This is a genomic window from Microseira wollei NIES-4236 (genome assembly GCF_020521235.1).
Lineage (GTDB): Bacteria > Cyanobacteriota > Cyanobacteriia > Cyanobacteriales > Aerosakkonemataceae > Microseira > Microseira wollei.
This window is the reverse complement of record NZ_BLAY01000136.1, coordinates 1-21,208: the sequence shown is the minus strand read 5'-3', so window position 1 is coordinate 21,208 and position 21,208 is coordinate 1. Positions and strand designations below refer to the sequence as shown.

10 protein-coding genes and 1 pseudogene are annotated in these 21,208 nt (G+C 46.0%); 1 reads left to right on the top strand and 10 read right to left on the bottom strand.

All coding sequences use genetic code 11. The features are described from left to right. Positions 1 to 179: 179 nt before the first annotated feature. From MiSe_RS34050 to MiSe_RS34015, 8 genes are all read right to left on the bottom strand, one after another. On the bottom strand, positions 180 to 674 hold the full coding sequence (locus MiSe_RS34050; RefSeq protein WP_226588486.1) for a host attachment protein: 495 nt from the start codon (positions 672 to 674) through the stop codon (positions 180 to 182). Positions 675 to 911: 237 nt separating this feature from the next. Further along, positions 912 to 2,207, bottom strand: coding sequence for a hybrid sensor histidine kinase/response regulator (locus MiSe_RS34045; RefSeq protein WP_226588484.1), 1,296 nt, complete (start codon positions 2,205 to 2,207; stop codon positions 912 to 914). 11 nt (positions 2,208 to 2,218) lie between these two features. Beyond that, the gene (locus MiSe_RS34040; RefSeq protein ID WP_226588482.1) at positions 2,219 to 4,957 is read right to left on the bottom strand and encodes a CHASE2 domain-containing protein; all 2,739 of its coding nucleotides are present in this window, start codon (positions 4,955 to 4,957) and stop codon (positions 2,219 to 2,221) included. A gap of 134 nt (positions 4,958 to 5,091) precedes the next feature. Beyond that, positions 5,092 to 5,790 (bottom strand): DUF928 domain-containing protein, encoded by a 699-nt coding sequence (locus MiSe_RS34035; protein ID WP_226588480.1) that lies wholly within the window; start codon positions 5,788 to 5,790, stop codon positions 5,092 to 5,094. A gap of 303 nt (positions 5,791 to 6,093) precedes the next feature. Beyond that, positions 6,094 to 8,757 carry a CHAT domain-containing protein gene (locus tag MiSe_RS34030; protein ID WP_226588478.1) on the bottom strand — a complete coding sequence of 888 codons (2,664 nt, stop codon included), beginning with the start codon at positions 8,755 to 8,757 and terminating at the stop codon, positions 6,094 to 6,096. A 13-nt stretch (positions 8,758 to 8,770) separates the two neighbouring features. After that, positions 8,771 to 11,272: a beta strand repeat-containing protein gene (locus MiSe_RS34025; RefSeq protein WP_226588476.1), complete on the bottom strand. Its 2,502-nt coding sequence runs from the start codon at positions 11,270 to 11,272 to the stop codon at positions 8,771 to 8,773. 521 nt (positions 11,273 to 11,793) lie between these two features. Beyond that, a complete protein-coding gene (locus MiSe_RS34020) occupies positions 11,794 to 14,298 on the bottom strand; it encodes a beta strand repeat-containing protein (RefSeq protein WP_226588474.1) in 2,505 nt (834 codons plus the stop codon). A gap of 514 nt (positions 14,299 to 14,812) precedes the next feature. After that, positions 14,813 to 17,329, bottom strand: a complete 2,517-nt coding sequence (locus MiSe_RS34015) for a two-partner secretion domain-containing protein (RefSeq protein ID WP_226588472.1) — start codon at positions 17,327 to 17,329, stop codon at positions 14,813 to 14,815. A 666-nt stretch (positions 17,330 to 17,995) separates the two neighbouring features. On the opposite strand from MiSe_RS34015, the gene MiSe_RS34010 reads away from it, so the two are divergent. Continuing rightward, positions 17,996 to 18,727, top strand: a complete 732-nt coding sequence (locus MiSe_RS34010) for a Uma2 family endonuclease (protein ID WP_226588471.1) — start codon at positions 17,996 to 17,998, stop codon at positions 18,725 to 18,727. 5 nt (positions 18,728 to 18,732) lie between these two features. Here MiSe_RS34010 and MiSe_RS34005 read toward each other — a convergent pair whose 3' ends face one another. Together MiSe_RS34005 and MiSe_RS34000 are read right to left on the bottom strand one after the other, a co-directional pair. Continuing rightward, positions 18,733 to 19,500: a DUF4058 family protein gene (locus MiSe_RS34005; RefSeq protein WP_444980593.1), complete on the bottom strand. Its 768-nt coding sequence runs from the start codon at positions 19,498 to 19,500 to the stop codon at positions 18,733 to 18,735. A 428-nt stretch (positions 19,501 to 19,928) separates the two neighbouring features. Continuing rightward, a pseudogene (locus MiSe_RS34000) lies at positions 19,929 to 20,804 on the bottom strand (Rpn family recombination-promoting nuclease/putative transposase). Positions 20,805 to 21,208 lie beyond the last annotated feature (404 nt).

Sequence of the window (21,208 nt, the reverse complement as noted above, 5' to 3'; positions counted from 1 at the left end):
CCTCCCGTTCCCGATGCTCAAAGTTCTGTGCCTTTTCCCCCTTTGGAGCCTATTAGTGCTGCGAATAGGTAAGGACTTTGAGTTGCGTACTCGGACGCTTTTTCTCATATCTTAATTGTATTCCGTCCAGGCGTCCGAGTCAAAGCAAGTGCTTTGGGTACCTGTTGGTTGAAAATAACCTAACTTGTCATTTTTTTCCGCACTGGCAACAGATTTTTCTGGGCTAGATGCTCGTGAATTTCTTGTGGTTTAAGTTTGCATAAGTCCTTCGCTAGTTCTTGCAGTTGTATGTTTTTAGGTAAAACGGGTGCAAGTGCTTCCCTTACGCATCCTAATATTTGCGGTTCTGCGACTAGGAGCAATCGCTGAGTTTGCTCTGCCTGAGTTAGGTTGACGATTTCCGTTGCAATGGCAACTGCAAAGCGGCGCTCAAATTCATCTACATGGTTTTGTCGATGATCGTCATAGGCGTGAGCTTGACCCCCCGAACCTTTATTGCGCCCTGTTTTCACATTCGACCACAGCTCTTTCCCTGCAAGTTCTTTAGTCGGATTGGAGATATCTTTGCGTTCGATTAAATTCGGGCCAGATTCATACTCCGGCAATTCGGCTTGCTCTAGGCATAGAAACCGCGCTCTAGTGCCATCAATAACAGCAACGAGTGACTGAATCATGTGATGCTTGAAAAATTCGTAAGACCCCCATCTTAACAGTTTGGTATCCCCTTCTCACACTTCCTGAATAAATCTTAAAATTTGCGTTTCTGACCAATTTGTTTATCCATTTTTATCTAAAAAAGCCGCACCTCATTTACCTAAGATTTGTAAAGTATATTAAATTTTTGTAATAGCCAATTAACCCAATTTAACCATTATGGCCTTTTCTTCTTCATCCTCCATCTATCTAAAGAATTAAATCGGCAGCTCAATGATAAATTCAGTTCCTTCTCCCAGTACGGACTTACAACTAAGCTGCCCCCCGTGTTTCTCTTCTATAATCTGACGAGAAATAGATAATCCCAAGCCAGTTCCTCGCCCCACAGCCTTCGTCGTGAACAAGTGGTCGAACACCTGGTTGCGGACTGACTCGCTCATACCGCAGCCATTATCTTTAATTAAAATAACCAGACTGGATTTTTCTACAGAAGTCCGAATCAAAATCCGATTGGGGTTGGCTGCGATTTCTTGATAGGAACGTCCCTTATTTGATTCATCAATGGCATCAATCGCATTGCTCAGGATGTTCATAAATACCTGATTTAACTGACCGGGATAACACTTAATTTCCGGAACTTCTCCATAATCGCGCACCACCTCTATTTCAGGACGCTGTTCGTTAGCTTTGATCCGGTGTCTCAATATCACTAAGGTACTATCAATTCCCTCGTGGACGTTAAACTCTACCAAACAGTGAGAATCTAAGCGAGAGAAGGTTTTTAAAGAAGTACTGATATTGCGTATCCGTTCCGTACCTTCCTGCATGGATGCAATCATTTTTGGCAAGTCTTCGCTCAAGAATTCCAGATCTATTTCATCAATAAAAGCGGCAATCTTGTCTGAGCAATTGGGATACTCAGATTGATAAAGATGAATGAGGTTAAGTAAATTTTGTATATCTTGATCTGCTTGGGTGAGATTGCCAGCGATGAAGCCTACAGGATTGTTAATTTCATGGGCAACTCCAGCGACTAATTGACCGAGAGTAGCCATCTTTTCATTTTGTACTAACTGAAGCTGAGATTGCTGTAAATCGAGGAGAGCTTGTTTGAGTTTAGCTGTGCGCTCTTCTACTTCTTTCTCCAGCCGCTCGTTTTGTTCTGATAGCTTTTTACTTAGAGCGCGCAGTTTAAGATGCACCCCTACGCGTGCTAAAACTTCTTCTTGTTGAAAGGGTTTTGTGATATAATCTACTGCTCCTAAACTTAACCCTTTGACTTTATCAACAGCCTCGTCTAATGCGGTGATAAAAATCACTGGAATTTCTTGAGTTTTCGGGTTACTTTTGAGCTTCACGCAAGTTTCAAACCCATTAATTCCCGGCATCATCACATCGAGTAAAATCAAGTCTGGAAGGGCATATTCTGCCTGCTTCAATGCCCTTTCGCCATCCGTGGCTACTAGGATAGTCCACCCAGACTCTGCCATTGCTCCCGACAACACTTTTAAATTGGTGGGATTATCGTCAACTAGCAAAATTTTAGTATTCATTGCGGCTCCTTTTATTTATCTATAAAATTTTTGATGAATTCTTCTATTTTTTCTAGAGCAAAACTTGACGCTAACTGCCGCAATTCAGTGGCAAAGGGGGCATAGTTTGCATCTTTTTGTTCTAGCTTTTTACATGCCTCTTCTATTCCTTGAAGATTCCCCATCCTGGCTAGGTCATACAAGTTTAATAATTCAGCTTTTTCGGGAGCAAGTATGGCAGCAGAGACGATTTCTTCACCGCTCAAACTTGTGTCTTGTTTCTTCGCCGAAGAATCTGACTCTTCCTCGTATATCCATTCCAGGTTCAAATATTTTTCCAACATCCTCAATAATTCGTCAACTTGCACGGGTTTTGGCAAAAATTCATTGGCTCCTGCCGACAAACTTTTTTGCCGATCTATCTCAAAAACGCTGGCAGAAGAAACAATAATTGCTCGCTCTTGAAATTGGGAATCTTTGCGGATTTGTTCAATCATTTCCAATCCATCCATAACTGGCATAGCCAAGTCAGTAATAATCAAATCTGGTGCCGACTTGGTCGCCACATCGAGTCCTTCTTGACCGTTGGTAGCCTCAATTGTAGCAAAACCGATTGCTTCAAGTACGTTGACGAGAAACGAACGGTTTTCTAAACCATCGTCTACTATCAAAATGCTTGGTTTTTCACCTTTAATTACCCTAATTTTATCGCGCCTTTCCGGGTAGTTTGTTTTCCTACCCACGGCTAGGGGCAGTTCTAAATCAACCCCAAAAATACTCCCTTCACCTAAACGACTACAAACTTCGATTTTGCTGCCCATTAAATTCACAATTTTTTGGGTAATTGCTAATCCTAATCCCGTGCCTTCTGCCTGACGCGATTTATCTCCGAATTGCTCGAATGGTAAAAAGATATTTTCTAATTGTTCTTCGCTCATGCCGATGCCGGTATCTTCAATTGAAAAGCGGATTTGGGTAATTGGTAATTGGTTATAATTCGTTCCCTTACCGATTACTTCTACTTTAAAGGTGACGCTTCCTTTGTCGGTAAATTTGATGGCATTCCCTAGTAAGTTGATTAATACTTGTCTCAGCCGTTTTTCGTCTGCTTTGACCCACAAGGGAAGTATAGATAAATTGGGTGAAATAAATTGAATGCCTTTTTGGTCGGCTTTGATACGGCAAATTTCTGCTACGCCAGTGATAAAGTTGTGAAAGTTAAAATCCGTCGGATGCAGTTCTAATTTTCTTGCTTCTATTTTAGACAAGTCTAAGATATCGTTGATTAAGGTCAGCAAGTGGGAGCCGCACTGGTAAATGATATCAATCCCTTCTTTTTCCTTTTTTTGAAGTTTTTTTGAGCGTTGCAGGATTTGTGCGTATCCCAAAATGCCGTTAAGAGGGGTGCGAAGTTCGTGGCTCATGTTAGCGAGAAATTCGCTTTTGGCACTATTGGCGGTATCTGCTGCTAGTTTAGCGGCTTGGAGTTCGGCGGTGCGTTCTTCGACTCGCTGTTCTAGGGTTTTGGAGTAGTTTGTCAGTTGTGCGTTGGCTTGTTTCAAGCGCCAAATTTGGTAGTAGTTGGTCATAGCAATGGCAGAAACTGCCATTGCTATTAAGGGGGGAACTACCGGAATCACCCAGCCAGTCAAGAAAACTAGATACGATATTAAAACCAGAAAAAGTGCTGCACAAATAATTCCTTCAACGACTCTACCCAGTCCAATAATTTTGTTGTGGGATTGATTGATTTGGAGCAATATCCAACTTCCGGTTGCCCCAATATAAGACCAGAAAAAAATCCATAAATATTCGATTGAATGGGACCAAGGTTCTAACAAAGGACGCCCGTCAATCGCTGCACTTAATATTTGGCTGGATAAGTTGGCGTGAATTAAAACTCCCTCGAGGCGGGAATCATAAGGGGTGTAACTGAAATCGTTGAGACTTTTGGCGGTGACGCCGATCAAGACAATGCGCGCTACCATTAAATCTGGGGGTATTTGGTTTGACAAAACATCGGTGAGCGAGACGATTTGGAATTGCGATCGCATCCCGCGATAGTTCATTAATATTTGATAACCGCCGATAATATCTGTTTTGTAGTTTCCCTCATTACCCGTTAAAGGTTTAAACAAAGCTCGACCCAATTGCAGATGAATTTTTTCCCCATCCACCTTTTTGGGCGTCATCCCTTTTGTTTCTAAATACATCAGCGCCGAAAGCGCTCCCAGGGACAGTTTAGATTTTCCCGCACCATCTTCTGCTGACAATAACGCGCGGCGGATTTTCCCATCGCTATCGGGTACGAAATCGGCGATCGCTACTTGACCGCGAGCGTGTAAAATCGGCGGCGGCGCGACGGCTTGCCCCAAAATTTTTTCGACCCCTATGAGGTTTGGGGTATTATTCATCACCTCAGTCAGTTGACTATATCCGGGACCTACAGGTAAATCTCGATAAATATCTAAGCCAATGACCGCTGGCTGTTGCTCCTTAATCTTGTCAATTAACTTGGCTAAGATAATATCAGGCATGGGCCATTGTCTGAGTCGCTTGATATCGGATTCTGTAATTTCGACTATAGTAATACGGGAATCTACGGGTTCAGCCGGACGCAGGCGAAAAAATCTATCCGTAGTCCCCCATTCTAAAATCTGAAATAATTCCGCTTTATCCCCCACTATGACGAGTCCCGCTACAGTTATCGCTGTAGCGATGACTCTTGCATATCGCTTGCACCCCTGTAAAAATTTTTCCTTTAGCCACATAAGATGTTTTGCTTGCACTGGATCGCGGCGCTTGGATAGAGGGAAAGGGACAAGGGGAGAATAAGATATAAAGTATAGATTATTTAGTTGCGCTTTAGCATTCAATAGGGTCAGCGCAACTAGGATTTTGCATATTACAGCGTTAGCGGTCTTTTTGCGATCGCTTGCAATCCCACCGAGGTTAAAAATTCTTCCCAACTCTTAATCAAAGTTGAGTCTTGAGGTTGCGATCGCAAGGCGTCAGCCATATTTGCTAGAGCTTCGTACCAAATTCCCTCTTGGGAATAGGCAATTGCACGCTCTAGAGATGTCTTGGCTGTTTCTAGTTTACCAGCCAAATTGGCATTGACTGATGTGCGGCGCAGCCACCCCTCAGCAAAAGGATTGTCCGGATCTAAATCGGCGATGCAGTGGATTTCCACTACCCACCGATAATCATTGTCTATTTCTAGCGCTTTCACCGTTTCTGGCACAGTGATGCGAATCACACCTCCAGTTTCGCTTAGGGCTACTTTTGTGCGGTAAATCAGATTTCGATCAGCATCTTGGAGAGTAAAGGTAGCTTCTTTCGCTGTTGTTTTAGGCACGTAGACAAAAAAGGTAGGTCGCTCGGATACAGTTAATCCCAAACTGGTGTTAGGAATTAAGGGTGTTACTGTATCTTTGGATGCGAGCGCATTACTCAAGCAAGCACCGTTGTTACGAGTCGCTCCCCCCGTCGTTTCCTGGCGAGGAGCGCTAGATACGCCTTTCGGCGTGGAAAAGGTTACCGCACTTGCTCCGAGGCAGACTGACACTGACCAGCTAGTCAGGAGCAAAGTAGTTGTCAACATAGAAAATCGTTGGTTTTTCATGTTAAAATTTTCTATTCAGCTCTGATTCACTTTTTGGGATGATAATAATCCCATTACAACTTAACCACTGCTAACTTAACCAGCCATCAGTGTTTTTTCGCAATTAACTGTTCTAAAAAGCACAAGTTTGCGAATGGGAAATCGGTAATGGGCGCTCGGGTAGGGCAAAAGCATTGCGGCGTCAAGATTTGGGTAGAAGCAAAAGGTTTTCTATCACAATGGTTTCGGCGGGGGGGGTAATTTTTTCCATTAGCCATTAGCCATTAGCAATGAGCAAAAAACTCACAACCAATTCCCAACCAAAACAAAGGGTGCCCAGTAAAAAGGATGGTTGTACTTTGGTTGTTTTAACAGAAATAATTGAGCTTGACGCAACGCTTCAGATTTAGCGCTATCTGGTTTAGCTAGCTGCTTGTAAAATTCAGCCATAAAATCAGCGGTGGATTCGTCGTTAACTGACCACAAAGTTGCCATTGTAGAACGTGCGCCGCTTTTTACTGCGAGTCCAGCTAATCCCAAAACTGCTCGCTTATCCCCTTTAGCCGTTTGACAAGCGCTCAAAACTAATAGTTCGATCGGGTCAGAAATCGTTTCATTTCTGCGCCCTATAACCTCTGACAATTCAGCCACGTTAAGCTTGCCATCCCAGGTTAAAATAAACGTTTCTTCTATTTTAGAACTAAACTGCCCGTGGGTGGCTAAATGCAAAACGGGTGTCTTTGTTTCTGATAAAGTTCGCTTCAAAGAATGACTGGTAAATTTTTGATTGAGCAAAACTTCAGAAGAAACTTTTCTGGTAATTAAATCGACTTCTGATTGCACGCCTGGTAGAGCAATAAAACCTTGACGAGCTTCGCTTAAACCACCAATTAAAGTTTTAATTTGTCTTGTAGCCAGGGGGTGGGGTTCTAGTAACTGCAAGCCGGGAGCGAAAGCGATGCTATACTTTTCAATTAAATATTGTTGACCGTCGTAGAGTGCCGCCATTGGCAGATTTCGCAAGGAACCATTGATGACAAAGACTAAGGTTTTTACCCCACTTTCTGCGATCTCGGTTTGGGCAGGTCTAATTAACCAGTCATAAAGCGTACCGTAAAGGCTTAAATGCTCTGGTGTGGCAGCAGATAAGCTTAAAAAACCTCTCAATTTCTTGAGGTTTCTTTCTATTTCCGCTTGGGGTAAGTAGGTTTTATAATTGCGTAGCCGTTTTCCCGGAAGTGACAATATAACTTCGATGCGGTCTTTTAAAATCATGGGATAGATAACTGCCGCTCTTGGATCGATTTTATCGATTTGCTGCGGTTTGCCATCTAAACAAGCTTGCCGAAAGAAATTATCTAATTCTGCAATTTGGAGTCCTTCTATTACTTCAAGGGCTTGTTTTAGGTTTTTTTGATCTGCCCCCTTATCAAGGGGGGGTTGTAGCAATAAATCGATGAGTTCGCGATAGACTGGTTCGACGCTGTCGAGGAAAGAAAACTGAACTTCGGGGTTCATTGCTACCAAGTCGCGGCGAATAGTATTGAGGGTTTTAACGGCGTTGGTGTAAGCTGCGATCGAGCCATTAATATCCCCCCTATATTTGAGAATTTCCCCCAATTGTGCTTGCATCTGAGCGGCAATTTCTTCCGCTGAAATTCCATTAGCAATTAATAGCGCCTGTTCGGTTAAACTTTGCGCTTCTGCTAACTGTCCGGTTAGTTGATAAACTTTCCCTAACTCGCCAAGTGCATAAGCTTCGGCTCGCTTATCGTTGAGTTGTTTAGCTTGTTGGATGGCTTTGGCTAATAGTTGAGCAATTTCTTGGTAATTGCTAATTGCTAATTGGTGATAGGAGGATGCGCTTTGGGGCGGGTTTAACGAGATATCTCGTGGATGCGGCGATTGGTTGGTAAAACCCGCCCCTACACTTTGGCTCACCTGCGCTATCTTTATCCAACTTTGGGCGAAATTAACCACAGCGTAAACCGACATGCGACTGGGGGGTAAATTTGCGATCGCTTGTTTAATTTGGGGTAGCAATGCTTTCGCTTCTTCCCACTGTTGCTGTTGTACTAGAGTTTTCAATTGAGATAGTAAAGCTTCGGTTTTGTCAAGGGGTGTCGTTGCTTTGGCTGCGGCTTGGCGATAAAATTCAATTGCTGCATCGAAGTTTTCTTGGGCGCGGTTGGTATTGCCCAAACTAAATAAGGCGGCGCTGGTAGCAGCATCTGATCCTAATTTTTGACTAATCGCCAAACTTTGCTGCAAGACTTCTTGCGACCGCTCTAAGTTGCCTACGACTTGCAAAGCAACGCCCAAACTCCGCAATCCGGTTGCTTTAATTAAAGTATCGCTTTGAGATTGCAATTGTTGGTTGACTTGTTCTAAAAGTGCTTGCGCCCGACGATACAATCCCAAAGTTTGTAAAGCTTGAGACTGATTAATTATTGCTCCCAATTTCCCGACTTCATCCCTGGCAAAATCGTAATTATTTGCGGCATTTTCCCAGGTTTGTAGCGCGGCTTCTGTTTGCCCCATTGCTAGTTGAATGCTGCCAAAGGTATTGAGGGCTTGCGCTAAAATAACTGTAGCTCCAGGTTGGTTGGAGGCTTGTTGCAATAAAGTTTGAGATTGTTGCATCGCTGCGATTGCCTGGGGGAGTTGCCCTAACTGCAAATAAGCGAAAGATAGATAGCTTAAACTCATTGCTTCTTGCAGCTTGTCGCCCTGCTGACGATACTCAGATGCCGCTTGTTGCCAAAGTCTCGCCGCCTCGCTGAAGCGCCCTGCATCGGCTTGAGCGCGCCCTTGTTGCAGTAAACTGCGGGCATCGGTACTCGTTTGAATTAGCGGCAGGTTGGGGGGAAGATCGTAGCTGCGGGATGGGGAGGGGGAGAGCGCGTTCGCCACCACCAACGTTAGCAATCCCAACCCTACGTGCAGAAGTAATTTTTTTAATCGCATTTTCACCCCACAATTACTTAGCAACAAGAGGACGACAATTAGGCGCATTATACCCAGGAATTGGATGAGGATTTTGCGCCACCAACTCTACCTGACCCCGAGCGTTAATTACCCAGCCAGTTGCTTCAACAATTTCCGTTGATGGTTCAGATTTGGGTACATTTTGTGCAGGTAGGGACGCAGTTTGACCCAGAGCAGACAAATCTCGGTTATCCCACCAAACCGCACGACCTAAAAGCCCCGAACTGGGGTTTTCTGGCAAGCCACCCCGTCCCGTGATGCTAAAGGTATTGCCCCTATCGGCGGCACAACCCGTGGTAATTTGCTCCCTAGTGTCAAGCAGATTTTGTGGCAATTCGACTAGAAAAGAGCGCGTTTCTACCTCTGGGTTGCTAATAGTAACTGTGCCGGAAAGACCAAATTGAGAACTGGCGGTGATGTCACTACCAGAGGTAAGTTGGGGGCGATTTACCAGACCGAAGATGCTTTGGGTATTAATTTGAATATTGCCGCCGTTGCCTTGGAAGGCGTTGGCGATGATGTCGCTGTTTTCTAAACCCACAATGACTGGTGCGTTAATCCACAGGTTGCCACCATTACCGTTGCCAAGAGCGGTAGCTGAAATCAGGCTATTGCGACGCATCAGCAGGTTTTGTTGCAGGTTTAAGCGAATATTGCCCCCATTACCAGAAGCAGTGGATGCAGTGATGCTGCCTTGATTGTCAAGGGAAATCGAATTGGCGTTAATCTGCAAATCCCCTGCTCTGCCAGGGCCATCATTTTTGACGCTGACAAATGCTCCATCTGCGATGCGTAACGACGGTGTGTTAATCGTGAGAGAACCGGCGTTACCACTGGGAATGGCAGGAAGTCCAAAGGCAGCTTGAAAAGCGGGATCGGTAATTTCCGCGAATGAGGCGATGCGGCTAGGTAGGATCGATCCGGTGGCTCTACCTCTGACCTCCACAGATTGGGAAGCATTAATCGTCACGCTACCGGCTGAACCCGCAGCGAGGCTGCTAGACCCTAGCAATCCACCATCTCGAACGACTAATCTGGACGTATTGATCAAGGTGTTGTTGGCATTTCCAGAACCGCTCGTTGCTGAAGCCATTGCACTCGGTGTCAAGGTGATGGGGTTATTGCCAGCGATTTCGATCGAGTCTTTCCCATTGACCCGAATCGTTCCCGCCTGTCCAGAACCTACAGTTGTAGAGCTAAGATTGCCAGAATTGTGAAGTCTCAGCTTATCAGTCGAGACTGTAATATTACCTGCGTTGCCGGAGTTCCTTGCGATCGTGAAGATCGCGGACGTAACGCTTGGATTGGCGGGGGCAAAACCATCGACATCGATCGAGTCTGCGACATTGACTGTAATATTACCACCAGGTGCTTCAGTAAACGCCAGATTCCAGATTTGTCCTCCATTTTGCACGGATAGCTGCGCTGCTTTGATGGTAATATCGCCCGTCTGAGCTGTCCCTAAATTCTCGATTCTGATTAGACTACCCTGGCTACTATCGGGTGTATTCCCCGTCAGCTTAAGGGACTCCGTGGCATTAACTGTAATTCCCCCAGACGGTTGCGCTCCCAAGTTTTGGATCAAAGCAGCAGAACCTTCAGTTAAACTAATATTCCGTCCTTGTAATTGGATCGAATCACTACTGCCGCTCGCGTCGAGCAGGGATTGTTGTGCCAGATGAATATTGTTGAATTGCCGCACTGCTGAGTAATCCCCAGTCCATCCCGCAAGAGTAGGATTGAGTCTCACCTCCCCATCGCTGACACTGCCCACTTCCAGATGCCCACCACCATCCACTGCGGCAATGCCACCAGAGAAGTTCACCTCACCGCCAATCAGCGCCAGGGTATTCCCTGCTCTGACTTGTAACCCGATGGGATTATTGCTGCGATTTATGGGGCTAAAGACTCCGCCGGTGATGCGATGTCCGCTCCCTTGCACGGTAATTCTGCCCGGATTTTGCCCAAACTGCAAGCCAATCGGGACACTCACCGTCAGCAACGGCGATGTAGATGGGTTCTTGGCGCTAAATTCCACTCCATCGGCGAAACGAATGCTGTTAGCGGTTGTGCCAAAAAACGAACCTAAGAGGTCGAGTTTGGCATTGGCTCCAAAAATAATGCCATTGGGGTTGAGTAAGAATAGGTTGGCATTGCCTAATACTCCCAAAATGCCGTTGATGTTGGCAGGATTATTGCCTGTGATTCTACTGAATATGTTGGTAATTCCCTCTGGGTTGGTGAAGTAGGCTCCCCTGCCGTTTTGAATATGGAATTGGCTGAAGCTGTGGAATAAATTAGCACCTCGGATTGTGCCGCCGTCGATGACTTCGCTCAGAACTCCCTTAATCTCAACATTTGGCGTCACCGTCGTCCCCACACTGCCATCCGGGGTAATTTGCGCTGCCACTGGCATGGAACATAATAGGCTCGATGCGTACGCGCCGCCTGCCGTGAGGCGGAGCGCCACACCTTGCAAACACCATAGCTTCATGACTATACCTGCACCACTTCTACTAATTGCGATTTGACTCAGCAGTAGTTTATGCAATTGCTTGCGCCAACCTCATCAGTAATTACCCTGGTGTCAGCTCCCGTATATTCAACGGTTATCGGTGAAAACCGCTAATTGTGCGTTATATCATATCAAATCCGGTTGCATCGGAATGATCGGCCTTTCTGGGTAATTGCTAATTGCTAATTGCTAATTGCCAGAAAAGCCCCTACAGGTCGTAATTCCGATGCCTAAGGAAACGATATCATTTCCCTGAGCAACGGTTGTGTAACTGCTAATAACGCAATTTGCTAGTTATAAACAAGGGCGTTGCTAATTGCTAATTGCTAATTGCTAATATAGCATTTTTACCAATCTCGCCATTAGCCATTAGCCATTAGCCGCTCCCAGAGAGATAACTAGCAACTTGAGTTAATAGCTAATCGCTAATGGCTGCTCTTTTGGCAATTGACAATTAGCAATGAGCAATGAGCAATTAGCCATCGATACACTACCGCTAACTAAGGAGGAGATGATATTAGGTGTCGTGGCAGATTGCGTAAACCCGATGATGATAGTGGCAGTGTCTGACAGTTGGTAGGGGAAACCCAAGAATTGCTGCTGCTAGCAGCATCAGCCACCAATTCCACCTGACCTTGTGCATTGATTCGGAAACCAGTAGCTTCCACAATCTCTGGAGTTGTTTCAGTTAGAGGTAACTTTTGTGCTGTTTGACTCACCTGGGATAAATCTCTGTTATCCCACCATACCGCACGACCTAAAAGCCCCGAACTGGGGTTTTCTGGCAAGCCACCTCTACCTGTAACGGTAAAGGTATTGCCCCTATCGGCAGCACAACCTGTGGTAATTTGCTCCCTAGTGTCAAGCAGATTTTGCGGTAATTTAACTAAGAATGAGCGATTTTCTACTTCTAGGTTAGTAATTGCTACCGTACCGGAAAGACCAAACTGAGAACTGGCTGTAATGTCACTTTCTGGAGTCGGTTGGGGACGAAACTGAGTCCCAAAGATACCAGAAGTGCTGATAGAGATATTGCCGCCCTGACCAAACACTGCATTAGCGCTGATGTCGCTATTTTCCAGGGCAGCGATGACATTGGCATTGATAGTTAGGTTGCCGCCGTTACCCGTCCCGTCTCCCAATCCAGCGGTGGTAGTGATAGAACTATTGCGACGCATTTGCAAACTCTGCGCTTGCAACGCAATGTTGCCCCCTTCACCCGATACGGTTGTTGCTGAGAAGCTACCGTTTCCGGAAAGCATTACCGAACCTGCATTTACAGTTAGGGTTCCGCCTCTACCCACCCCTTCATTACTGACGCTGACAAATCCCTGTTCGGTTAGTGTCAAGTTTGGTGTGTTGATAGTGAGATTGCCAGATGCGCCACTCGGAACATCTGGTAGCCCTGGAAAAAACCTTCTCACAGATTCAGATGCAATAGCAACTGATGAGCGGATACGACTAGGGGTTGCATCGATTGGATTGCGATCGCTTACTTCTACTGACTCAGAGGCGTTCACATTTATATTTCCACCATCACCCGTACTAAAGCTGGCTGTAGTTAACCTGCCACCATTACGAAGGATCAAAGTGCGGGTGTTGATAGCAATATCCCCTGAATTACCAGCCCCAAAACTATTAGCAAACAAAGCACCATTACCGTTGCTAGTACCAATCAGTTCTATGATTTCAGCATTGACAGTTATATTACCGCCCGCACCTCTATTAAACGTTGTGCTGGCAATGATTCCACCGTCTGATAAAAATAATCGCCGAGCAAATATAGCGATGTTTCCTGCTTTGGCGGTAGACAAGGTGTAGGCAGAAATGGTGTTGGATGCCTTGGGAACAAATCCGCTAAACTCTACTAGCTCAGAGGCATTCACAATGACATCACCACCAGTTCCTTGACTAAATGTTCTGTTAAAGATGCCACCAGCACCTCTAGAAATTAGTCGTTGCGTAGAAACGGTAATATCCCCACTCGTTCCGGTTCCTAATGTTTCGCTGACCAAACCGCTGCGAATTCGGGTACTGGGGATATAGCCGCCCATTTCGACAGACTCCGCAGCACGGACGTTGATGCTTCCTCCTGGCAGAGAACCTCGGTTTTGCGACCATAAAACTGAGGCATCGTTAAGAATAACCTGCCTGCCTTGGACTTGAATTGAGCCAGCAGTAACACCGCTAACATCTGCTAAACTTCGCTGCTGAAGTCGAAGATCTCGAAAGTCGTTGGCGCCAGCATAGTCTAGTACAAACTCTTGGGAAATAGGATTGAAGCCGACTATACCTTCTGCAACACTGCCTAACTCAATTCTTCCTCCTGGTGCTGTCAGTGTCATGCCATTGAGCGTCACATTCCCACCCACCAACGCTAATGTCCTTCCTGGCTGCACCCCCAGTCCGGTGTTACTATCTGTAACAACATAGGGTGTCTGTTCTGCATGTGTTGTGGTCAGGTTGTGTCCTGTTCCTTGGGCGGTAATTGGTCCCGGATGACTGCCAAATCCCAAACCAATGGGAACGCTGACTGTGAGCAAGGGTGCTACTGTTGGGTTGGTAGCACTAAATTGCGTCCCATCGGCAAAGTTAATGCTACTGGCAGTACTGCCGATAAATGAACCCCCGATATTTAACCTGGCATGGGGGCCAAAAACTATCCCGTTGGGGTTGAGCAGAAATAGGTTAGCCCTCCCATTGGCTCGAATTAACCCGTCGATATGAGAAATATTGCTGCCAGTTACGCGACTGAAGATGTTTTGCACATCGACCGTATTATTAAAAAATGCTTCTCCCCCAGTGGGAAGGGAAAATTCTTTAAAACTATGGAATAAATTGCCCCCAGCGCGGCTTCCTCCATCGATGGTGAGGCTGTTACCATTGGGCGTGACAATGGAATTAACGGGTAGAGTTGCGTCTGGGACGATTTGCGCTGCGGCTGGAATGGAAAATAATAGAGTTGATGCAGCGTACGCCACACCCTGCAAACACCATAGTTTCATGACTATACCTGTACCACTTCTACTAATTGGGATTTGACTCAGCAGTAGTTTATGCAATTGCTTGCGCCAACCTCATCAGTAATTACCCTGGTGTCAGCTCCCGTATATTCAACGGTTATCGGTGAAAGCCGCTAATTGTGCGTTATATCATATCAAATCCGGTTACATCGGAATGATCGGCCTTTCTGGGTAATTGCTAATTGCTAATTGCTAATTGCCAGAAAAGCCCCTACAGGTCGTAATTCCTTAGCAACGGTCAACGATATCATGTCGCTGAGCAACGGTTGTGTAACTGCTAATAACGCAAGTTGCTAGTTATAAACAAGGGCGTTGCTAATTGCTAATTGCTAATTGCTAATATAGCATTTTTACCAATCTCGCCATTAGCCATTAGCCATTAGCCGCTCCCAGAGAGATAACTAGCAACTTGAGTTAATAGCTAATCGCTAATGGCTGCTCTTTTGGCAATTGACAATTAGCAATTAGCAATTAGCCATCGATACACTACCCATACCTAAGGAGATGATATTAGGTGTCGTAGCAGATTGCGTAAACCCGATGATGATAGTGGCAGTGTCTGACAGTTGGTAGGTAACTGCCAAGAATTGCTCCCACTAGCAGCATCAGCCACCAATTCCACCTGACCTTGTGCATTGATTCTCCAACCAGTGGCTTCTACAATCTCTGGAGATGTTTCAGTTTTCGGTAACTTTTGTGCTGTTTGACTCAGAGCAGACAAATCTCGGTTATCCCACCAAACCGCACGACCTAAAAGCCCCGAACTGGGGTTTTCTGGCAAGCCACCCCGTCCCGTGATGCTAAATGTATTGCCCCTATCGGCGGCACAACCCGTGGTAATTTGCTCGCTAGTGTCAAGCAGATTTTGTGGCAATTCGACTAGAAAAGAGCGCGTTTCTACCTCTGGGTTGCTAATGGTAACTGTGCCGGAAAGACCAAATTGAGAACTGGCGGTGATGTCGCTAGTAGGGGTAAGTTGGGGGCGATTTACCAGACCGAAGATGCTTTGGGTATTAATTTGGATGTTGCCGCCGTTGCCTTGGACAGCGTTGGCGATAATGTCGCTGTTTTCTAAACCCACAATGACTGGTGCGTTAATCCACAGGTTGCCACCATTACCGTTGCCAAGAGCGGTAGCTGAAATCAGGCTATTGCGACGCATCAGCAGGTTTTGTTGCAGGTTTAAGCGAATATTGCCCCCATTACCAGAAGCAGTGGATGCAGTGATGCTGCCTTGATTGTCAAGGGAAATCGAATTGGCGTTAATCTGCAAATCCCCTGCTCTGCCAGGGCCATCATTTTTGACGCTGACAAATGCTCCATCTGCGATGCGTAACGACGGTGTGTTAATCGTGAGAGAACCAGAGTCACCGCTGGGAATGGCAGGAAGTCCATAGGCAGCTTGAAAGGCTGGATCGGTAATTTCCGCGAATGAGGCGATGCGGCTGGGTAGGATCGATCCGGTGGCTCGACCTGTGACCTCCACAGATTGGGAAGCATTAATCGTCACGCTACCGGCTGAACCCGTGGCGAGGGCGCTAGACCCTAGCAATCCACCATCTCGAACGACTAATCTGGACGTATTGATGAACATATTATTGGCATTTCCAGAGCCAATAGTTGATGAAACCATTGCACTTGATGCGAATGTGAAGGGGTTATTGCCAGCAATTTCGATCGAGTCGGCTGCATTGACCCGAATCGTTCCCGCTTGTCCAGAGCCTATCGTTGTAGAGAAAAGATTGCCAGAATTTAGAAGTCTCAGGTTGCCAGTTAAGACTGTAATATCACCTGCGTTGCCGGAGTTTAATGCGAATGTCACGATCATGGAGAGAATGGTTGGATCGGCGGGGACAAAACCATTGACATCGATCGAACCTGCGACATTGATGGCAATATTACCACCGACTGCTTCAGTAAATGTCGAATTCCAGATTCCTCCTCCGTTTTGCATCGAGAGCTGCGCGGCGGAAATAGTAATATTACCTGTCCGACCTGTCCCTAAATTCTCGACTCTGATGAGACTCCCCAAACTACCATCTACTATATTCCCTGTTAGATTGAGGGACTCAGTGGCATTGACTGTAATCCCCCCAAACGATTGTTCCCCAAAGTTTTGGATTGTGGCAGCAGAACCCTCAGTGAAAGCGATGTTCCGTCCTTGCAGTTGGATGGAACCCCCGCTGCCACTTGCATCGAGAAGCGATTGTTGCGCCAAATGAATATTGTTGAATTGCCGCACCACTGAGTAATCCCCCACCCATCCCTGTCCATTAGGATTGAGTTTGACTTGCCCATCGCTGACACCGCTCACTTCCAGATGCCCACCACCCTCCACTGCGGCAATACCACCGGAAAAGTTGACCTCACCGCCAATCAGCGCCAGGGTATTGCCTGCTCTAACTTGTAACCCGATGGGATTATTGCTGCGATCGAGGGGAGTAAAAATGTTTCCGCGCGAGCGATGACCACTCGCTTGCACGGTAATCCCCCCTGGAGTTTGACCAAACTGCAAGCCAATGGGGACACTCACCGTCAGCAACGGCGATGTAGATGGGTTCTTGGCGCTAAATTCCACTCCATCGGCGAAACGGATACTGTTAGCGGTTGTGGCTAAAAACGAACCTAAGAGGTCGAGTTTGGCATTAGCGCCAAAAATAATCCCATTGGGGTTGAGTAAGAATAAATTGGCATTGCCTAATACTCCCAAAATGCCGTTGATGTTGGATGGATTATTGCCTGTGATTCTGGTCAATATGTTGGTAATGCCTTGGGGATTGGTGAAGTAAGCCCCCTGTCCGTCCTTGATGTTGAATTCACTGAAGCTGTGAAAGAGATTGCTGCCGCGAACTGTGCCGCCGTCGATGACTTCGCTCACCACTCCCTTAATCTCAACATTGGGCGTTACCGTCGTCCCCACACTGCCATCCGGGGTAATTTGCGCTGCCGCTGCATAGGGAAATAATAGAGTAGATGCAGCGTACGCCACACCCTGCAAACACCATAGCTTCATGACTATACCCCTGCACCACTTCTAAGTAATTGCGACTTGACTGACCAGTAGTTTATTCAATTGTTTACGCTAGCCTCATCAGTAATTACCCTGGCGTACGCAACGGGTGCGTATAACGGTTATCGGTGAAAGCACTCAATTGTGCGTTATATCATATCAAATCCGGTTACATCGGAATGATCGGCCTTTCTGGGTAATTGCTAATTGCTAATTGCTAATTGCCAGAAAAGCCCCTACAGGTCGTAATTCCTTAGCAACGGTCAACGATATCATGTCGCTGAGCAACGGTTGTGTAACTGCTAATAGCTAATCGCTAATGGCTGCTCTTTTGGCAATTGACAATTAGCAATGAGCAAGCGAGCAATTAGCCATCCATACACTACCGATACCTCAGGACATGATATGACAGTTGGTAGCTGCTTGCCACGAATTGCTGCCATTAGCAGCAGCCACTAATTCCACTTACCCTCGATACCCAGTTGCTGCCAAAATCTCTGGAGTTGTTTCAGTTTTCGGTAACTTTTGTGGGGGGATTGAAGCTGTTTAATTCATCTCAAAAAATCTCTGTCATCCCACCAAATTACGCTCGCGATCGGTGTCACAATTTTCGCGATCGGCTAAGGTAAAATCGCTACAATAGATTCATACCACTTTGGGAAACTTCTCATGACTGCTGTTGGCTTCCCACCTCAACCCACCCCTTCCCAATCCAGCGAAATTGTCTATCCTAGCTCGGACGGAGAACCCTTGGCTGAAACCTACGACCATTTATATGCCATTCTCACCACCTTGGAAGTGTTGAAGCAGTACCTGCAAGAGCGCAGAGCTACAGTTCTAGCTAATCAAAACCTCTTTTACGCCCAAGGATATCCAAAATTGCGAGTAGCACCCGATGTGATGGTAATCTACGATGTAGAACCGGGAGGAAGAGATAGTTACAAACTGTGGGAAGAACGGCAAGTTCCCCAAGTGGTTTTTGAAATGACCTCGAAGAAAACACAAGAGGAAGATCGAACGAGCAAGAAAGATTTATACGAAAGATTGGAGGTCAAAGAATATTGGTTGTTTGACCCGAAAGGAGAGTGGGTTGAAGAGAAATTGCGGGGATATCGCTTGAGAGGCGATCGCTACGAACTGATTGCCGACAGCCGCAGCGAACCTTTGCAATTGCGACTGGAAGTAGAAGACAAACTGATTGGATTTTATCGGGAAGATACGGGGGAAAAGTTACTCATTCCCTCGGAATTGGCGGCAGCTTTGCATCAAGAAATCAGCGCCCGCACGGAAGCAGAACAACGAGCTGAATCAGAACGCCAACGAGCTGAAGAATTGGCGGCTTTACTCGATCGCTATCGAACGCAATTTGGGGATTTGCCCCAGGCGCCCGATCGTCCATAATGCTGTCAAACTCTTAACGGTGCAAGTAATGCGTCTACCCACTGCCGATCGGCTTCAGACAAGGCAGTCGGAGGCACTGGTTGACGATAATCGATCCGCAGATCGTAGCTGCTGCGATCGCAGACCTGATGGAAAATTGTTGGCAAATCTACCAGTAATTCTTCATCTTCTGGTTTTAAAGGCAGCGGGAAACTAGGGATGGCATCTCGCAAACCAAACCCATACAAATCGGCAACAGGACGCCTGTCGGCACGACTAACAATAATGCGATAATCGGTTCGAGTTTGGACGCCGATCGCGGTCATTGGCAAGTCACCCCGCAACAAATCAATTTCAACTAAATGGGAGAAACTGCCTAATACTTGGCGTCGCTTTTTTTCATACGCCACTCGACCCTCACCCCTGCGTTTATTCTTGGGTGATAAAACTTCAATTACTGTAATGACGGCGTCGCTTCCTACTTCCCGTACTTCCAGGTATCGTTCTTTAATCTCTGTTGGCATGGGTAGTATAATTTGTACGGGATGGGGTTGAACTATCGTACCCGATGCTGTTGGTTCTGGAAGTACAGATGAGTTAGCTCTGGAGGAAAGGATTAGTGCATCTGGAATTCCCACCAACACATCCTCATCTGCTTCGTCAAGATAGGTACGTGCTTCTACTTCCACGTAGTATTTTGGGCGTAGACTGGGAGCGATAGTGTCTGCGATCGCTACAATTAATCGCGTGTGAAACGATGACCAAAATACTGCTTGTTCCAAGTACGGGTCCATTCCGGGAAACGGCGAGGGCATAACGCAGGACTCAACGGCGGATTACTCCAATCCTAGTTTAGGCATAGCGCGATGGGTGCGGTCAAAAATACAGGACTTACCCACGACGAAACCAGAAACAAAGGTGAGACCGTCGTTCGCGCTAGCTAGGGTATGCATATCTCTGGTTGCCAAACCAACGATTTTTCATATCAACTTTGTTTCTTTGCGTAAGTCCTAAAATAGTTGGTGAGTATGATGCCAAAAATTTTTCCTTTCTCCGCGTAAGGTGTCCCCGCGTCAGTCTCAACCACAGAACTTACGCACGGGGGGCCAAAAACCCACTGCGTCAATCTCGCGACTAATCACCCACGATTTTTCGGATCGCCCTTTGTTTTTTTGCGTAAGTCCTGAACCAATTACTTATGATCGCACCCCAGTGCGATCGCCTATTCTCCCTCTGCCGTTCTCAAGCTTTGGATTTCCTCAATGCTAAGTCCTGTTGTTTGACTAATTGTTTCCACATCTAGGATATTTAGCAGTCGCTGGGCAATTTCAATTTGAGCATCTTTTGCACCTTGTTGAATGCCTTGTTGAATGCCTTCTTGAATGCCTTGGTTGACAGCTTTAGTTATCGCACCTCGCATATCTTGGATAAAAATCTCGCGTCTTTCCAAATCTTCCAACTCTTCAGGACTGAGGTTAGTTTGATTGGCGATCGCCAACGCTTGTTGAATTTCCGGGACAATTCCCATCACCTCTGGAACTGCCTGTAATTCTCTAGCGTTTTTGAGAAAGTCAATCCATTTATCTGTCAGTGTTTCCAGTTCATCCAATCCTTTTTTGAATTTGGGTAACTCGACAAATACCAGTTCAAGTTCCTCCTTCAGTTAGTCTACCAAATAATCTTTTTCTTTTAAAACGCGGGAAATAACCAAATCAAATTGTTCAAACATTTCAAAATCTGTAATATTCAGGGCAATTACAGGATTGAGTAGGCTATACTTTTCCCCAGTTTGGAGTTGCACCGAGTAGGATTTAGCCGCATTATACAAAATCCGCTTTTCAAAACTTTCTACGTTCAGCACCTGCATCTCGATGATTACGGTTTTGTCGCCAGTAATTTTGGCTTTGACATCTAAATAGGTATCTTTCACCCCAAGGATTTTAGGTGCTAAATAGGGGTTGAGAATTTCCCAGTCTTCAATCCTTGGCTGACCTTCGTAGAGCAGAGCATTTAAAAAACTGATTAAAATATGTTTACTTGGCTATGACAAAAAAATTTTTTTGCAGGCAAAATCTGTTTTGGGGTTGATGAAAATCATAGGAAAATCTCCCTCGTTCATCCTGCTATTGTGGGGGCACGGCGTGGGTTTCTACCCCAGATTGTAGAAGGCAGATTGTCGGGGCAAGGCGTGGCATCATATCATGTCCTGAGGTATCGGTAGTGTATGGATGGCTAATTGCTAATTGCTCATTGCTAATTGTCAATTGCCTCCAAGAGCAGCCATTAGCGATTAGCTATTAGCAGTTACACAACCGTTGCGAAGGGACATGATATCAGTTGTGGTTTCTACCCCAGATTGTATAAGGCCGATTGTGGGGGCAAGGCGTGGCATCATATCATGTCCTGAGGTATCGGTAGTGTATGGATGGCTAATTGCTAATTGCTCATTGCTAATTGTCAATTGCCTCCAAGAGCAGCCATTAGCGATTAGCTATTAGCAGT